The following is a 17,901-nucleotide window of genomic DNA, read 5'->3' as shown; positions in this document are numbered from 1 at the left end:
AGGGCAGGGTGAGGGGAAAATCGCACGGAGCTGTCTGGCCCTCACCCTAACCCTCTCCCGCAAGCGGGAGAGGGAATTATCTGAACATCACTTCGGCCCAGCGCGCCAGGCCGGCGGTGACCGAGCCGAAATCATCGCCGCTGGCGATGGGCGTGTCGGGCAGTGCCTGCTGCAGCGCGGCGCGCAGGATCGGCGAACGGGCGCTGCCGCCGGTGAGGTAAATCACCTCCGGACGGGTGTCACAACTGGCCAGCGCCAGCTGCACCTGCTCAAGAATGCGCGCCAGCGGCTGATTGATCGCCTCTTCCAGCTGCGCGGCGCTGATCTCCGCCTGCAGCGTTTGCGCAATAAACGCCAGCGAGGCTGCGGTCTCGCGCTGATCGGAGAGCGCAATCTTGCTCTCTTCCGCCGCGCGCACCAGCCGGTAGCTCAGCTTCTGCTGCCAAACTTTCAGCAGATGTGCGACTTTATCGCCCTGTTCGGCATCACGCACCAGATCGCGCAGCAGCTTACCGCTGGCAGCCGAGTAGAAGTCGCTTTGTGCCGGCACATCGTTAATCGCCACCGCGTTCCACCACGGCAGCGCGGGCAGGGCAGTGCCCTTCAGCGTATTACCGCCCAGACCCAGCAGCGGCATCAGCGTTTTGAATGCCAGCATGATATCGAGGTCGTTACCGCCGACGCGGCAGCCGCTGTGGCCAAGCAGGCTGGCACGGCGATCGGACTGATTACGCCACTGCGGCCCCATCAGCAGCATGGAGCAGTCGGTGGTTCCGCCGCCAATATCCACCACCAGCACGCGTGTCTCCTGCTGCAGCGTGGCTTCAAACTCCAGACCGGCGGCAACCGGCTCGAACTGAAACTCGACGTCGCGGAACCCGGCACGCTGTGCGGCACGCAGCAGAATGCCCTGCGCCTGCTGGTTGGCGTCTTCACCGCCCAGCCCCTGGAAGTTGATTGGCCGGCCAATCACGGCCTGGTCAATCGGTTGATCGAGCTGGGTTTCACCCTGCTGGCGAATGTGCAGCATCATGGCGCACACCAGATCTTCAAAGAAGGCGATCTGCTGGGGTTTCAGGCCGCTGGCGCCGAGGAACGACTTCGGCGATTTGACGAACCACACCTCTTCCGGATCGACCATATAGTGCTGCAGCGCGGTCAGACCAAACTGCACACTGGCGGGCGTTACCTCGATATCCTCTTCGCGGTTATAACGCAGCGCGTGCTGCAGCAGCGCGGTGCTTTCGCTGTCTGGCGTGGGGACCTGATGGTGGCGGTGCAGCCATTCACTGATGGCTTCGCGCGTGGGCGCGCAAATCATGGAGGGAAGCAGGCGCTGACCGTTTTCCAGTGTCAGTAACCGCGGTGTGCCGCTATCCGTTACCGCGATGGAACAGTTAGCCGTGCCGTAGTCGAATCCGATAAACATTGTATCCCCCATGCCAGAAAAAAGGGGGCGACTTTAGCGCAGCCAACGCGGGCTGGCAATGGGCAGCGCCGCAGTTTATCCCTGAACTTCCTGGTAAACCTGATACTGGCCGCGCCCGGCGTGTTTGGCGCTATAACAGGCGACATCGGCCTGCGACATCACCACATTGCTGATGCAGTTATGCTGATCGATTTGCGTGATACCGGCGCTGGCACCGACGTGATACGGCCGGTCCTGCCAGATAAAGGTAAAGTCATGCACCGCGCTGACGATGCCCTGCACCACCTCGCGCACCTGGTCAACATTGCTGTAGGGCAGCAGCAGGCCAAATTCGTCACCGCCGAGGCGCGCCAGCACATCGCTATTGCGCAGGTGCTGTTGCATGAGATCGGCCAGTGCGCGCAGCAACGCATCGCCAGCGGCATGGCCGGCGGTATCGTTGACCGCTTTAAACTTATCCAGATCGATAAACACCAGCACGTGCTCGCTGTGATGCGCGGCGGCGTCATTCACCAGTCGCTTCAGCTGCTGTTCAAAGCTGTGACGGTTCGGCAGGCGCGTCAGCATATCGTGGGAGGCGCTGTAGCTCAGGCGTTTCATCATGCGGCGCGACTCGCTGACGTCATGAATGACCATTACGGCACCAATGTCGCTGCCGGTCAGGGTTTTCAGCGGCGTGATGCTGTAGTGAATCTCGACCTGGGCACCATCCGGGGTATGCAACACCAGCTCTTCTTCCAGGTCCGGTGTGGTTTTGCTGGCGGGCAGGCTGCACAGCAACAGATTCTCCACGCGCGGCCCCTGCGCGCCACGCGTAATCGTCAGCAGTTCGCTCAGCGCCATGCCAGCCGCTTTTGCCTGCGGCCAGCCGCTCAGCGTCTCGGCCACCGGATTCATGAAGGTCACCCGCATCTCATCGTCAGTACAAATCACCGCTTCACCAATCGAGTCGAGGGTGATCGCCATGCGTTCCTTCTCCTGGAACAGCGCTTCATTCAGCGTGCGCAGCGAAGTAATGTCCTGGCAAATGCCCAGCATGCGTTCGATCTGCCCGTCCTTGCTGATGATGCTATTGGCCTCGGAGCGCACGTAGCGCACGCCCTGCGGCAGGTTGATGCGGTACTCCAGCTGGAAGGCGCTGCGGCGTTCAATCGCCTGCTGAATGGTGAGCGCGGCCGCTTCACGTTCCTGAACATCGACCAGATGCAGCCACAGGTCGTAGCTCGGTACCCGGTGCGGCTCCAGCGCAAACAACTCGTACATGCGCTTGTCCCATAACATCTCGCCGTTTAGCAGGTTCCACTCCCACACGCCGATGCCGCCCGCTTCATTGGCCAGCGTGATGCGCTCCATCAGCCGCTGGTTGACCTGCTCGCTCTGCTTCAGCTCGGAGATATCCACAATCTGCGCGATAAAGTAGAGCGGGTGCAGCTGCGCATCACGCACCATCGAGACCGTTAGGCGCGCCCAGACGATCTCGCCATCTTTACGGAAATAGCGTTTCTCCAGGGTATAGGTCAGGATCTCACCGGCGATCAGCCGCTCCAGCTGCTGCAGGTCGCTGTTGAGATCGTCCGGATGGGTGATCTGCTGAAAGGTGAGTTTTTTCAGCTCTTCCGCCGCGAAGCCTAGCGTGCGGCACAGCGACTGGTTGACCTGCTGCCAGCCGCCTTCCGGCGATACCAGCGCCATGCCGATGGCGGAATACTCCATGGCGTTGCGGAAGCGGGTTTCACTTTCGCTGATGTGGTGCTTTTCACGCTGGAAGGCATCCATCACCAGCGACATCACGTGGCTCGGCAGCAGCACCAGCAGAAACGGCAGCCAGGTGCTGATCTGGCCGAGCAGCAGATCGTTGCGCGCCAGGTTGACCCAGTCGAGCGCCAGCAGCAGCGAGATAAAGCTGGCGTTGAGGAAAAACAGCAGAAAGGCTTCGAATTTGGGCAGGCGCACCGCGCACCAGAACAGAATCACCACGATAAAGGTAAACGGCCACGGCAGGAAGCGCAGCGCCAGATAGCTGGCCAGCAGCGTGACGATCAGCGTGAGCAGCGTCTCCAGCTGGCGTTCCGGCGTGATCAGCTGGCGCAGCGGTTTATCAGGCCACAGCAGCAGCACCGGACCGAAGGCCAGCACGCCAATCACTTCGGAGATCACCCATGTGGAGAAAAACGGCAACGAGGCGTGGCCGTCAACGTGCAGCATCCACAGCGCCACCACGCCGCCCAGCAGCGGCGCGATCAGGCCCGCAGCCAGCGCAAAGCGTATCCAGTCGGCCAGTGAGTTGAGCGGGGCTTTGCGGTCGAGCAGCGCGCGCAGCATCAGCCCGCCGAGGATGGCCTGCACCATATTAAGGATGGCGAATTTGACATTGCTCAGGGCCGGGCCGATCACCAGCAGATTGGCCAGCGCCGTGCCGAGCACGCAGCTGGCCAGCAGCAGCGGTACCTGTCGCGAGGGCGCGCGGAACACCACGACAGTCATTAACGCGGTGGAGTACCAGAGCGGGGAAATGCGGCCGCTGACGACAATCAGTTCCAGACAGAACAGCGTAAGTAAAAATGCCAGCGCGCAAAGCAGCAGGGCGCTGAGCCACTTTTTTTGCGGATTATCCTGCGAGGTTGTTATCTCAAGAGTCATGCACGAATCCAGCAGCGCGCATTGATTACTCGAAGAAAAATGCGCCAGTCAATCTCTTAATCCATGCTAGCACATCTGTCAGATATCTTTGTGCGGAAATGTTTTTTTGCGGCCTGCATCCAGGTGCGCATGAATGCGCACCCGACAAAAACGGTGAACGGTTAGGATGTTGGCATCCTGCAACAGAGCTGTCGAAGGGGCGCCATTCATGGCGACCAGGTTGTACAACGCACTCAGCGAAACCAGGTGCGCATAAATGCGCACCCTACAAAAACGGTGAACGGTTTAGGGGGGCGGCATCCTGCACCAGAACTGTCGTAGGGGCGCCATTCATGGCGACCAGGTATAAACACACTTAGCGGAACAAATCGGCGCGGGTGAAGGGCTTTTCCAGCCCGGCGAGGTCAGCGGAAAAACGCTCGAGGAACTGCTGGGTGGTGGCGACGCGGCCGTGGCCCATCAGCAACAGCGGAATCAAAAATGCCACCGCCACCTGCACCACGCTAAAACCCTTCAGCGCGGTGCGGCGCTGGCTCAGCAGGAACGCGCTGCTCAGGGTAAAGCCCAGCATCAGTCCGGCCAGCACTTCACTCACCGAGTGCGCATGGATCACCAGGCGCGATAATCCCACCATCAGCGGAATCAGATAGCCGATACCGATGGTCAGGGCACGCCAGAACGTGGGCCAGCGGCCGGAAATCAGCCACATCATCACCGGCCACAGCGTCGCTGACATCGCGCTATGGCCGCTGAAACCGGTAAAGTTATAACGCGCGCTGCCAATGCCGAAGCCGAGAAACATAATCTTCGAGATGCTGACCAGCAGGCCCGCCAGGCCAAACGCCAGCAGCCAGTACCAGACGGTGCGACGGTTGTCGCTTTTCCACGGCAGCACCAGTGCGATGATCACCGCAGTGGGGATCAGCAACATACTGTCGCCGAAATAGGTCAGGGTTCTCCAGCTCATACTTTTCCTTGCAACGACTATCGGGCTCCCGCCAGTCACACGGCGGGCAGAGAAACAGTGTATCGATTAAGCCGCTGGCTGCAAAACGGGATAGTCTGAAAAGGCGGCGCGCCGGTTTTCACTGGCATCAACCCGGTGAAATCCCTATAATTGCCGCCAACTAACCCTCTCAATCGGCCTGTTTTTGTGCAGACAGAAACCGGCTCCAGTTATCAGGTCTTAAAAAAGTATGACTGACAAGTCTCATCAGTGCGTGATCGTTGGCATTGCAGGTGCATCCGCATCCGGAAAAAGTCTTATTGCCAGCACGCTCTATCGTGAAATCCGTGACCAGGTCGGTGACGAGCATATCGGTGTGATCCCCGAAGATGCCTACTATAAAGATCAAAGCCACCTCACCATGGAAGAGAGGGTGAAAACCAACTACGACCATCCGAGCGCGATGGACCACGATTTGCTGCTGCAGCATCTGCGCGCACTGAAGGCCGGCGAAGATATCGACCTGCCGGTTTACAGCTACGTTGAGCACACCCGCACCGACGAGTGTATTCATCTGAAGCCGAAGAAAGTGATTATTCTGGAAGGGATTCTGCTGCTGACCGATGCACGGCTGCGCCAGGAGCTTAACTTCTCGATCTTCGTTGATACCCCGCTGGATATCTGCCTGATGCGCCGTATGAAGCGCGACGTCAACGAGCGCGGGCGCTCGATGGACTCGGTGATGAGCCAGTACCAAAAGACCGTGCGCCCGATGTTCCTGCAGTTTATTGAGCCTTCCAAGCAGTATGCCGACATCATTGTGCCGCGCGGTGGTAAAAACCGCATCGCCATTGATATCCTCAAGGCCAAAATTAACCAGTATCTTTGACGCGCCCGTCCGGTTCAGCGGGACCGGAACGGGACACCGTGCGTCCGGATGGACGTGACGCGAACGGTTTGTCACAACCTGACCACCTTTCGCTACACTTAAATCATGGAGTTTCTGCGATGAGATTATGCGATCGCGATATTGAAAGCTGGCTGGACAGCGGCAAGCTGGCCATCGATCCCCGTCCGCCGGTTGAGCGCATCAACGGTGCTACCGTGGATGTGCGCCTCGGTAACCAGTTCCGTACCTTTAGCGGCCACACCGCACCGTTTATAGATTTGAGTGGTCCAAAGCATGAAGTGAGCGCGGCGCTGGATCGCGTGATGAGCGACGAGATTGTGCTGCCGGAAGGCGAAGCGTTCTTTCTGCATCCGGGTGAACTGGCGCTGGCGGTGACGCTGGAATCCGTCACCATCCCCGACGATCTGGTGGGCTGGCTGGATGGCCGCTCGTCACTGGCGCGCCTCGGACTGATGGTGCACGTTACCGCGCACCGTATCGATCCGGGCTGGCAGGGCCGCATCGTGCTGGAGTTTTACAACTCCGGTAAGCTGCCGCTGGCGCTGCGTCCCGGCATGCTGATTGGCGCACTGAGCTTTGAACCGCTGTCCGGGCCGGCGGCGCGTCCTTACAATCGCCGCGAAGACGCCAAATATCGCGGGCAGCAGGGCGCTGACGCCAGCCGTATTGATAAAGACTAACGTTTCTCCTGGAGTGATTTCGCGCCAGCGGCCTGAAATCTGACGGTGATGAGGATGCAATGAGAAGACTGATAACCACGCTGGCCATCCTGTTAGTGGTGGTCGTAGCGGGCATGACGGCACTGGTATTGCTGGTCAATCCCAACGACTTTCGTACCTATATGGTACAGCAGGTAAAACAGCGCAGTGGTTATCAGCTTGAAGTGAGCGGCGACCTGCGCTGGCACGTCTGGCCGCAGCTCAGCATTCTGGCGGGCCGCATGAGCCTGACCGCGCCCGGCGCCAGCCAGCCGATGGTGACCGCCGATAATATGCGTCTGGACGTCAATCTGTGGCCGCTGCTGTCGCATCAGCTGAGCGTCAGCCAGGTGATGCTGAAAAACGCGATTATTCGCGCCACGCCGGACAGTGCGGTGCAGAAACCGCAGGGCGCGCCGATTGAGCCGGGCGACAGTGAACCGGCCATCGCCGCCAGCAACGGCTGGACCTTTAACATCAGTAAACTGCGCATCGCCGATAGCCTGCTCATCTGGCAGCAGCCGGGCGGTGACGAGTACAACTTCCGCGATCTCAACCTCAACCTGAATCAGGACGATAACCGGCAGGCCAGCGTTGAGCTGGCGACACGCGTGTCGCGCAATCAGCGTAATCTCAGCCTGAACCTGAAAGGGCAGATGGACGTGGCGCACTATCCGCACCGTATCAGCGGCCAGCTGGATGAACTGGAGTACACGCTGGACGGCGCGAACCTGCCGCCGCAGGGCATTAAAGGGACGCTGAGCGGGCAGGCGCAGTGGGATGGCGACCAGCAGCAGTTTGCGCTGAACAAGCTGCAGTTAACCGCGAACGACAGCGCCCTCGACGGCAGCGCTGAGGGCCGGCTGGCCCTGCCGCAGCAGCTCAACCTCGCGCTGCACGCGACCTCGCTCAATCTGGATAACCTGATGGCCAGCGCGCCCGCCAGCGATAACAGCACCACGCAGCAGGCTAACGTGATGCGCACGCCGGTGATCGCTGAGCCGCGCGCGCACAATAATGCCGACTCGCCGCTCAACAGCATGGATTTACAGCTGACGCTCGACGCTGACAGCAGCGTGTGGCGCGGTCTGACGCTCAGCAATCTGCAAATTGACGCCCGCAATCAGCGCGGGCTGCTGACGCTCAACAAGCTGCAGGGCAAATTTGGTGACGGCCACTTTTCCATTCCCGGCTCGGTGGATATCCGTCAGCCGGTCACGCAGGTGGCGTTTCAGCCGGAGCTGAGCAGCATTGCCATCGCGCCGCTGCTTAAAGCGCTGGAACTGCCAGCTTCGCTGCAGGGCACGGTCTCGCTCCAGGGCGACATCAGCGGTGCCGGGCTGAGCGTGGCGGAGGCGAAACAGAACTGGCAGGGCAATGCAGAACTGGAAGCGACTAATCTGCAGCTGGCGCAGCTGAATTTACAGCAGATGGTGCGCCGCGCCGTGGCGCGCGTCAGCAATCGCGTCAGTAACGATCAGCCGGATGATCAGGGAATTGAACAGTTAAGCGGGCGCATCAGCCTGAAGCAGGGCAACGTCACGCTGCCGGATCTGCAGGGCGGCAGCAGCCGGCTGGCGCTGCAAACCCACGGCAACGTGGATGTGGTGAAGCAGCAGCTGGATGTCACCATTAATATGATTCTGCGCGGCTGGCAGGGCGACGACCGGCTGGCGAAAGTACTCAACGGCCAGCCGATTCCGCTGCGCATGTACGGCAGCTGGGGCAATCTGCAGTATTCACTGCCGGTGGATGACGTGGTGCGCCAGCAGTTACAGGGCGAAGCCAAAACGCGCCTCAATCAGTGGCTGGATAGCCAGAAGTCTGCACCGCGGCAATAAAAGGACCAGGGCGACGTTATCGGATTGTTCATCGCGCGATGATCCGCGCAGCGACCCCGTGTTGCACTGACGGGTAGCGGCGCAATTTATTGCGCAATTTACAACGGTGCGGATGTCAGGCATGCGCGATAAATCGCGCCGCTACAAATCGCAACACTGGTGGCCGGACACGCATAACAAATCACGCCCCGGCACCGGGTTAAATAAACGGTGCGGGCGCGACCGGCACAATCTCGACTTTTTGCACCCGATGGTTCTCCACCTGCAGGGTGCGCAGCAGATAATCCCCGACGCGCAACTCCTCACCTTCGGCCGGCACGTGCTGCAGGCTATCCATCAGTAAACCCGCCAGCGTATGGTAATTGCGCCTCTCGTCGAGCGGCAGCGCCACATACAGCGCTAAATCTTCCAGCGGCATATGGCCGTTGGCGATCCAGCCGCCATGCTCTGCGGGCTGAATATCGTAACGGGCATCAATCTCTTCCCCTTCATTGGGCAGGTTGCCGGCGATGGTCTCCATCACGTCGCTCAGCGTCACCACGCCTTCCACCGAACCAAACTCATCCACCACAAAGGCAAAATGGGTGCGCGCATGGCGAAACTGCTCCAGCGCCTGCAGCAGGGTGACGCGCTCGGGAAACACCAGCGGCTGGCGAATAAGCGCACGCAAATCCAGCGATTTACTGTGCAGCGACTGATGCAGCAGATCGATCACATGCACCACGCCCAGCGGCTCGCGTCCCTGTTCGGTGATCAGCAGGCGCGTATGCTGGTTGCGGTCGAGTTTATCCATGATCGACTGCGGGTCTTCGCTCAGATCGATGTGCTCGACGTCATGGCGTGACGTCATGATGCTGTTGATTTGGCGCTGACCCAGACCCAGCACGCGCATGATCATGCGCCGCTCCTGACGGTTAAACAGCGCTGCGCCCTGGTTATCGCTCAGCAGCGATGCCGTGTCGGCATCCAGATCGGCGCGCTGCGCTTCACCGCGCAGAATGCGCAGCACGGCTTCGGCGGTGCGCTGGCGCAGCGGCCGTCCGGCGGTAAGAAAACGGCGGCGATTAAACAGCGCCAGCTGGTTAAAGATCTCAATCACAATCGAGAAGCCAATGGCCGCGTACAGATAGCCTTTGGGGATGACGAAGCCGAAACCCTCTGCCACCAGACTAAAGCCGATCATCAGCAGAAAGCTCAGGCAGAGAATCACAATGGTAGGATGGCCGTTAACGAAGCGCGTCAGCGGCTTGCTGGCCAGCAGCATTAATAGGATGGCGATGGTCACGGCGATCATCATCACCGGCAGGTCGTTGACCATACCGACGGCGGTAATGACGGCATCAAGTGAAAAGATGGCGTCCAGCACCACGATTTGCGCCACTACCGGCCAGAATTTAGCACCGCTGTTATTTTGACCCGATTCCTCGTCGCTGCCCTCCAGCCGGGCGTTCAGTTCGGTGGTGGCTTTAAACAACAGGAAGATACCGCCGCCCAGCAGCAGCAGGTCGCGTGCGCTGAAGCTGTGCTGGAGGAGGGTGAACAGCGGTTGGGTCAGCGTAACCAGCCACGACAGCGACGCCAGCAGCACCAGCCGTGATACCAGCGCCAGCAGCAGGCCGAACACCCGCGCGCGGTCGCGCAGCGTCGGCGGCAGCTTCTCCACCAAAATGGCAATGAAAACCAGGTTATCAATACCCAGCACCAGCTCAAGAACGATTAGCGTGACTAATCCTGCCCAGAGCGACGGATCGATGATCCACTCCCACATACTTTCATCACCATAATGTCTAAAAATGAGCTTAGTCTGATGATAGTTAATCGTCAGACAGGGTACAAATACGCCCCGGCCGCACGGATGTCGCGGACTGGCGGCTTATTAGGATTAATCTTACCTTGTTCAGCCGGGCGATAAGTGAAAAGTATGGATAAACATCCTGTGTGGATGAAGACCACTATTTATTCTTATCCGGCGGCAAAAGCGTACATTTTTAATGCGACTAATCTGAAGACGGGTATCGAATTATTCTGAAATTTGGCGTGAAATTGCCTGGCGGGGCTGGCATCAATACTTATGGCTGGTAGTCTTTTTCCTAAAATAGTGCAGGGAAGACGGGGCCTACTTGTAAACAAGCCAGTAATAACTAGTATAGCAACGTGTTAGTAAATGTCTGCGCCAATGTTGTTAATAGCGCGCTGTTTAGCTTCTTAATGTTGTGAATTGTGATCGTGCACGGGTTAAGGCGGGTATTTCCCGGCGTGGCGACAAAGCGCGGACAAAAAATAGGGTGTTGTAAGCGGTATTGGCAGCGACAGCCAAGGGCGGTAGCGTGCCTGATGTGGTTTTCACAGGTTAAGAATTGTCTGGCCTTGCGGCAAAAGGAAGTCAGACTAATCTGTTGGTATTTATCACAATTTTCTTGCTTAACTGGAAAGAGAATTGGCCTAAATGCCGGGGAGTTCGCCGCAGTTTGTCTCGCTGGTTTAGTTAGTGCATCGCTCATTAATTACTCAGGCTTAGGCGTTAGGGATTAAGGGAAATAAAATAAAAGAGTCAAATATGCGCGATAATGAATTTACATATAAAAGTCTTCTGACAAAAATTTTACTGGCGTGCTCGGATTTAATTTGTTTCAACGCGGCATTGTTTATTGCACTCGCGCTGATTAATTCGTTCGCCGATTCTCCACTGGCAGATATTTCTGAAAAAGACCTCAACTTAAAAATCGCCACCCATGTCTGTCTGTCCTTAATTTGTACAGGCTGGTTCTGGGTTCGCCTGCGTCATTATACCTATCGCAAACCCTTCTGGTTTGAGCTGAAAGAGATCTTTCGTACCATTCTCATTTTCTCTGTCATCGATTTGTCAATTTCAGCATTATCACAATGGCAGATGTCCCGTTTTGTCTGGGTATTAACGTGGATTTTAGCGCTGGTGCTGATTCCGCTGGCGCGTGCTATTTCCAAACGCGTGCTGAATCATTTCGGTATGTGGAAAAAGCAAACCATTATTATTGGCAGCAACCGTAACGCGCAGGAAGCCTGGCAGGCGCTGCAGAGCGAAGAGGTGATGGGCTTTGACGTGATCGCCTTCTTCGACGTCGATGGCAGCTGCCCGCAGGCCAGCATCTCCGGTGTACCGGTGCTGCATAACGAGCAGGAGCTGTGGCAGCTGACCAACAGCGAAACCCAGTTTATCGTTGCGGTTGAGTTTGAGCAGAGTCAGCACCGCGACCGCTGGCTGAAAATGCTGGCGATGCATAACTGTCGCTCGGTCTCGGTTATCCCGACGTTGCGCGGCGTACCGCTGTACGGCACCGATATGGCTTACATCTTCAGCCATGAAGTGATGATTCTGCGTGTGAATAACAACCTGGCGAAACGCACCTCGCGTGTCCTGAAGCGGGCATTCGATATCGTCGGCGCGCTCAGCATCATCATCGCGCTGTCACCTGCGCTGCTGGTACTCGGCTTCATGGTTGGCCGTGATGGCGGACCACCGATTTACGGTCACGAACGTGTGGGTCTCAATGGCCGCAAGTTCAAGTGCCTGAAGTTCCGCTCGATGGTGATTAACTCGAAAGAGGTGCTGGAAGAGGTGCTGCGCACCGACCCGGTAGCCCGCGCCGAGTGGGACAAAGATTTCAAACTGAAAAACGATCCACGTATTACCAAAGTCGGTCATTTCATCCGTAAAACCAGCCTGGATGAGCTGCCGCAGCTGTGGAACGTCGTGCGCGGTGACATGAGCCTCGTTGGCCCGCGCCCGGTGATTGAAGATGAACTCTGCCGTTATGCCGGTGATGTTGATTATTACCTGATGGCAAAGCCAGGCATGACGGGATTGTGGCAGGTCAGCGGTCGTAACGACGTTGACTATGAGACGCGCGTCTATTTCGATTCGTGGTATGTCAAAAACTGGTCGCTGTGGAATGACATCGCGATTCTGTTTAAGACGGTCGGCGTGGTACTCAAACGCGACGGCGCTTATTGATAGACAGCAAGGGCAGGGGACGAAATAACGTTCCCGCCTGATAACTGCCGGTGCTGGGAGTGTCTGTAACTGATAACTGCCATTATCGAGCCCGAACAGAGCGGGTTATTAAGCCGCTTAACGATAACCCACTTTAATTGAAGTCGTCTGCAACCAGGATGACAACATAAACCAGGGAGCTAATGATAATGAACCTCAGTTTCAGTGTTTAATTCCTTGCCTTTATTTTTGTTAGACGCTTACACAGCGGCGTTTTCGCCTCTATCAATCATTAACTGATAGCGAAGAACCAGATGATAATGAAAACTAAATTGATACCGTTACTGGTATCCGCGACTTTCCTCTCCGGGTGCACCATCGAACCAGGTTCGCACCTTTCCACTAGCGGAAAAGATGTCATTGAGCAACAGGATAGCAATTTTGACATCGACAAATACGTTAACGTCTTCCCTCTGACGCCGCGTCTGGTTGAACAGATGCGTCCGAAGCCGCTGGTTGCTCAGGCTAACCCGCTGCTGCAGAACGAGATTCAGAGCTATCAATACCGCGTTGGCATCGGCGACGTACTGAACGTCACCGTATGGGATCACCCTGAGCTGACCACGCCGGCCGGTCAGTACCGTAGCGCCAGCGACACCGGTAACTGGGTGCAGGCAGACGGTACCATTTTCTATCCGTACATCGGTAAAGTGCGCGTTGCAGGCCGCACCGTGACGGAAATCCGCAGTGAAATCGCGCGTCGTCTGGCGCAGTTCATTGAAAGTCCGCAGGTGGATGTCAATGTGGCCGCGTTCCGTTCGCAGAAAGCCTACGTGACCGGTTCGGTCACCACCTCCGGCCAGCAGCCGATTACCAACGTGCCGCTGACCGTGCTGGATGCGGTGAACGCCGCGGGTGGTCTTGCCGCCGACGCCGACTGGCGCAACGTGGTGCTGACGCACAACGGCCGCGAGCAGCGCATTTCGCTGCAGGCGCTGATGCAAAACGGCGACCTGAGCCAGAACCATCTGCTCTATCCGGGCGATATCCTTTACGTACCGCGTAACGACGATCTGAAGATCTTCGTAATGGGCGAAGTGAAACAGCAGACCACGCTGAAGATGGACCGCAGCGGCATGACGCTGGCTGAAGCGCTGGGTAACGCACAGGGCATGGATCAAACCACCTCTGACGCCACCGGCGTATTCGTCATTCGTCCGATTCGCGGTGCTAACCGCACCAAGATCGCCAACATCTATCAGCTGAACACCAAAGATGCGGCGTCGATGGTGATGGGCACCGAATTCCAACTGGAGCCGTACGACATTGTCTACGTCACCGCAACACCAATCACCCGCTGGAACCGCGTGATTTCCGGACTGCTGCCGACCATCGTGGGTATCGACGATGCAAGCTCCGCAGCGCTGCGTTTCCGCAACTGGTCGGACTAAGGTTTTACCATGATTAAGTCAGTGTTAGTCGTCTGCGTCGGCAACATTTGCCGCTCCCCCACCGGGGAGCGTCTGTTTAAACGCGCACTTCCGCATACCCGTATCGCCTCTGCCGGTCTTGGCGCCCTCAAGGGCCATCCGGCGGATAAGACGGCCAGCGCCGTCGCCGCTGAACATGGCGTCTCGCTGGACGGTCATGAGGCTCAGCAGTTAACGGCCAGCATGTGCCGTGACTTTGACCTGATTCTGGTAATGGAGAAGCGCCACGTTGAGCAGGTGAACCGCATCGATCCGGCGGCGCGGGGGAAGACCATGCTGCTGGGCCACTGGCTTAACCAACAGGAAATTGCGGATCCGTACAAAAAAAGCCGTGAGGCCTTTGAAGAGGTTTACGGGTTACTGGAAAACGCTACCCAGAAATGGGTTAACGTACTAAGCCGATAGTTGGGAATATCCATGAATATCAAAAACAAGGTTATGACTGCGCCAAAAGAAGATTCGAATGGATGGGATCTGGCGCATCTTGTGGGACAGCTGATCGATCATCGCTGGATCATCGTGGCGGTCACCGCTTTCTTTATGCTGATGGCAACGCTCTACACACTGTTTGCTACGCCAATCTATAGCGCGGACGCTATGGTGCAGGTGGAGCAGAAAAACACCGCCTCGGTGCTGAACGAATTACAGGATGTGATTCCGACCACGCCAGCATCAGACACCGAGATTCAGATTATCGAATCCCGCATGGTGATTGGTAAAACCGTTAACGACCTCGGTCTGGACACGGTCATTCAGCAAAACTACTTCCCGGTGATCGGTAAAGGTCTGTCGCGCCTGATGGGCAACAAGCCGGCGCAGATTGCCATTTCACGCCTGGAAATTCCGCGCAGCATCGACAAACGTACCGTTGAGCTGGAAGTCACCGGTCCGCAGACCTATACCGTGAGCAAAGACGGCGACGAACTGTTCAAAGGCCGCGTCGGTCAGCTGGAGCAGCACGGCGACGTCACCATGCTGGTTAGCGGCATTCAGGCTGACGAAGGCACCAGCTTCAGCGTTACCAAGCTGAGCGACCTGCAGGCGATTAAAACCGTACTCGGCGCGCTGACCGTCGCCGATAAAGGCAAAACCACCGGCGTGCTGGGCCTGGAGTTCCAGGATGAAGATCAGGAGCAGGCGAGCCGCGTGCTGAACCAGATCGTCAACAACTATCTGCTGCAGAACGTTGAGCGTAAGTCTGAGCAGGCGGAAAAGAGCCTCGAATTCCTGCGCACCCAGCTGCCTAACGTGCGTGCCAAGCTGGACGATGCGGAAGACAAGCTGAACACCTTCCGTCGTCAGAACGAGTCGGTGGACATGTCGCTGGAAGCCAAATCGGCGCTCGACTCGTCCGTTAGCGTCCAGAGCCAGCTGAACGAGCTGACCTTCCGTGAAGCCGAAGTTTCCCAGCTGTTCACCAAAGACCACCCGACGTACCGCGCGCTGCTGGAAAAACGCAAAACGCTGGAAGCGGAACAGGCGCAGCTGAACAAGAAAATCTCGGCCATGCCGCAGACCCAGCAGGAGATTCTGCGTCTGACGCGTGATGTGCAGGCCGGTCAGGAAATCTACATGCAGCTGCTGAACCGTCAGCAGGAACTGGGCATCAGTAAGGCCAGCACCGTGGGTGATGTGCGCATCATCGACCGTGCTGAAACCAGCACCAGCCCGGTGGCACCAAAGAAACTGCTGATTATTGTCGCGGGCCTGATTGTTGGTCTGATGCTGTCGGTTGGTCTGGTGCTGCTGAAAGCGCTGTTCCACCACGGGATCGACAACCCGGAGCAGCTGGAAGAGCTGGGCATGAACGTCTATGCCAGCGTACCGCTCTCCGAGTGGCAGCGTAAGAAAGACACCGAAGCGCTGGCGCGACGCGGCAGCAAAGAGAAGTCGGATCCGCACAACACGCTGCTGGCGCTGGGTAACCCGACGGACCTCTCCATCGAAGCGATTCGTAGCCTGCGTACCAGCCTGCACTTCGCCATGATGGAAGCGAAAAACAACATCCTGATGATCACCGGTGCCAGCCCGGGTATTGGTAAAACCTTTATCTGTGCCAACCTGGCGACGCTGGTATCCAAAGCAGGTCAGCGCGTACTGTTCATCGATGGTGATATGCGCCGCGGCTATACCCACGAGCTGCTGGGTGCGGATAACAAGACCGGCCTGTCTAACGTACTGTCAGGCAAGAGCGAGTTCTCGCCGGCGATGATTCAGAAGGGCGTGTACGGTTTTGACTTCCTGCCGCGCGGTCAGGTGCCACCGAACCCGTCTGAGCTGCTGATGCATCGTCGCATGCAGGAGCTGCTGGACTGGGCAAGCAAGAACTATGACCTGGTGCTGATCGATACGCCGCCGATTCTGGCTGTAACCGACGCTTCCATCATCGGTAAGCTGGCCGGTACCTCGCTGATGGTGGCGCGTTTCGAAACCAACACCACTAAAGAGCTGGATGTCAGCTACAAGCGCTTCGCTCAGAACGGTATCGAGATTAAAGGCGTCATCCTCAACGCCGTGGTCCGTAAAGCGTCGAATGCCTATGGTTATGGCTACGACTATTACAACTACGAATACGGCAAAGAGAGCAAAAGCTAAGCACTATCGGGGGCGGATTTTCCGCCCCTTTTTATGGCGCGTCTCTGGCTAAGCGCCATACCTTGCGCCTCTGCAAAATATGCGGATACACCGCAGAGTATTGTAGCGGCGCGATTTATCGCGCAATAAATTGCGCCGCTACGGAACGTGCGGTGATTAAGCGCAGAAAACTGCGGCGGTGAAATTGATACCGCGAACATAATAACGATTTATTTTCGGTGCGTTTTGCACTACCCAACATACACACAGCACAATCTTAGGTATTTCCGTGACGGTACGAAAAGTCTTATTGAAAAAGAATACTAACGGCATGATTTTTCAGAACAAAGCCGATTCCTTTCTACAGGCCGCTCGCGTTACCGTTGAATCTGGAACAGCTGTTTAAGAGGTGCTGGCAATGCAGGACATCCGCTTCTCAATTGTAATTCCCGCTTATAACGCGTCGAAATCGATTGTCACGACGCTGGATTGCGTTAAAGCGCAAACCTATCGCAACTTTGAAGTCATCATCGTGGATGACAAATCCGCTGATGCCGCGGAACTGGCGCAGGTGGTGCGCGGCGAGCGCTATCAGGATCTGGACATCAAACTGGAGCTGTCTGAGGTCAAACTCAACGGTGCCGGCGCGCGCAACAAAGGTATTGAACTGGCGCAGGGCGACTTCATCAGCTTCCTCGACGCCGACGACGAGTGGCACGCGGACAAGCTGCTGGAAGTGTGCGATACCATCCGCAAGCTGGAAGCGCAGGGTAAATCGCGCTATGTCATCTTCAGCCAGGTCAATATTCATCAGGACGGCAGCTTCCTCAAAGTGATGCCGATGCAGCCGCCGGGTAAAAACGAGACCGTGGCGGAGTACCTGTTTGGCTGTTACGGCTTTATCCAGACCAGTACCATCGTGCTGAAACGCGAAGATGCCGCCAGAATCCAGTTTGATGCGCGCTATATTCGCCATCAGGATTATGACTTCTGCATCCGCGCCGACCGCATGGGCTACGAATTTGTGATGATCGCCAAACCGCTGGCGACCTACCATCTGGTGACCAAATTTGGTTCCAAACACAAAGGCGAGTCGGTGAAGTACTCCTTCTTCTGGCTCGACACCATGAAGCCGCACCTGACGGCGCGCGATATCCATACCTACAAAGCGTTCAAGCTACCGCTGCGCTACAAAATGGATGGCAATTCGCTGCTGGCCAGCGTCAGTTTTGCGCGCTACTTCTTCCTCACCAACCGTGATAACCGCGCCTACTTCATCAATCGCCTGGTCGATAAGCTGAAGTCGCGCTTCACGGGGCGAAGAGCGGTTTCCTGATCGATTTACAACTTTCACTTGCTCCCGCAGCGGGAGCATTTTTTCGGTTCCTGACACTCCGGGTATA

The 17,901-nt window shown here is 57.2% G+C and carries 12 protein-coding genes; 8 read left to right on the top strand and 4 right to left on the bottom strand.

Annotated elements, in window-relative coordinates; translation table 11 throughout:
• Window positions 1-76 precede the first annotated feature (76 nt).
• From yegD to F3I21_RS07975, 3 genes are all read right to left on the bottom strand, one after another.
• Window positions 77-1,429: a molecular chaperone gene (yegD, locus tag F3I21_RS07985; RefSeq protein WP_150058658.1), complete on the bottom strand. Its 1,353-nt coding sequence runs from the start codon at window positions 1,427-1,429 to the stop codon at window positions 77-79.
• Between the two features lie 75 nt (window positions 1,430-1,504).
• Window positions 1,505-4,069 (bottom strand): diguanylate cyclase, encoded by a 2,565-nt coding sequence (locus tag F3I21_RS07980; protein WP_150058657.1) that lies wholly within the window; start codon window positions 4,067-4,069, stop codon window positions 1,505-1,507.
• Between the two features lie 355 nt (window positions 4,070-4,424).
• Complete coding sequence (locus F3I21_RS07975) at window positions 4,425-5,036, bottom strand: phosphatase PAP2 family protein (RefSeq protein ID WP_021509320.1); 612 nt, start codon at window positions 5,034-5,036, stop codon at window positions 4,425-4,427.
• Between the two features lie 229 nt (window positions 5,037-5,265).
• Here F3I21_RS07975 and udk point away from each other — a divergent pair, with 229 nt between their 5' ends.
• The 3 genes from udk to asmA all read left to right on the top strand — a co-directional run bounded on the left by udk (window position 5,266) and on the right by asmA (window position 8,464).
• Window positions 5,266-5,904 carry a uridine kinase gene (udk, locus tag F3I21_RS07970; protein ID WP_010615887.1) on the top strand — a complete coding sequence of 213 codons (639 nt, stop codon included), beginning with the start codon at window positions 5,266-5,268 and terminating at the stop codon, window positions 5,902-5,904.
• 119 nt (window positions 5,905-6,023) lie between these two features.
• Complete coding sequence (gene dcd, locus F3I21_RS07965; RefSeq protein ID WP_021509321.1) at window positions 6,024-6,605, top strand: dCTP deaminase; 582 nt, start codon at window positions 6,024-6,026, stop codon at window positions 6,603-6,605.
• Between the two features lie 59 nt (window positions 6,606-6,664).
• Window positions 6,665-8,464, top strand: a complete 1,800-nt coding sequence (gene asmA / locus F3I21_RS07960; protein ID WP_150058656.1) for an outer membrane assembly protein AsmA — start codon at window positions 6,665-6,667, stop codon at window positions 8,462-8,464.
• 199 nt (window positions 8,465-8,663) lie between these two features.
• Here the strand turns inward: asmA and F3I21_RS07955 are convergent, their stop codons facing one another.
• On the bottom strand, window positions 8,664-10,232 hold the full coding sequence (locus tag F3I21_RS07955; RefSeq protein WP_021509323.1) for a TerC family protein: 1,569 nt from the start codon (window positions 10,230-10,232) through the stop codon (window positions 8,664-8,666).
• 789 nt (window positions 10,233-11,021) lie between these two features.
• Here F3I21_RS07955 and wbaP point away from each other — a divergent pair.
• From wbaP to F3I21_RS07930, 5 genes are all read left to right on the top strand, one after another.
• On the top strand, window positions 11,022-12,455 hold the full coding sequence (gene wbaP, locus F3I21_RS07950; protein ID WP_058757291.1) for an undecaprenyl-phosphate galactose phosphotransferase WbaP: 1,434 nt from the start codon (window positions 11,022-11,024) through the stop codon (window positions 12,453-12,455).
• Window positions 12,456-12,754: 299 nt separating this feature from the next.
• Window positions 12,755-13,885 (top strand): polysaccharide export protein, encoded by a 1,131-nt coding sequence (locus F3I21_RS07945; RefSeq protein WP_031280061.1) that lies wholly within the window; start codon window positions 12,755-12,757, stop codon window positions 13,883-13,885.
• 9 nt (window positions 13,886-13,894) lie between these two features.
• Window positions 13,895-14,329, top strand: coding sequence for a protein-tyrosine-phosphatase (locus F3I21_RS07940; RefSeq protein ID WP_021509326.1), 435 nt, complete (start codon window positions 13,895-13,897; stop codon window positions 14,327-14,329).
• A gap of 12 nt (window positions 14,330-14,341) precedes the next feature.
• Window positions 14,342-16,519, top strand: a complete 2,178-nt coding sequence (gene wzc / locus F3I21_RS07935; protein WP_021509327.1) for a tyrosine-protein kinase Wzc — start codon at window positions 14,342-14,344, stop codon at window positions 16,517-16,519.
• Window positions 16,520-16,916: 397 nt separating this feature from the next.
• Window positions 16,917-17,834, top strand: coding sequence for a glycosyltransferase family 2 protein (locus F3I21_RS07930; RefSeq protein ID WP_058757292.1), 918 nt, complete (start codon window positions 16,917-16,919; stop codon window positions 17,832-17,834).
• Window positions 17,835-17,901 lie beyond the last annotated feature (67 nt).

Origin of the sequence: Pantoea sp. B_9, from assembly GCF_008632015.1 — a bacterium.
GTDB classification, from domain to species: domain Bacteria; phylum Pseudomonadota; class Gammaproteobacteria; order Enterobacterales; family Enterobacteriaceae; genus Pantoea; species Pantoea dispersa.
The sequence above is the reverse complement of the archived record's forward strand: the minus strand, read 5'-3'. Positions and strand labels throughout refer to the sequence as shown.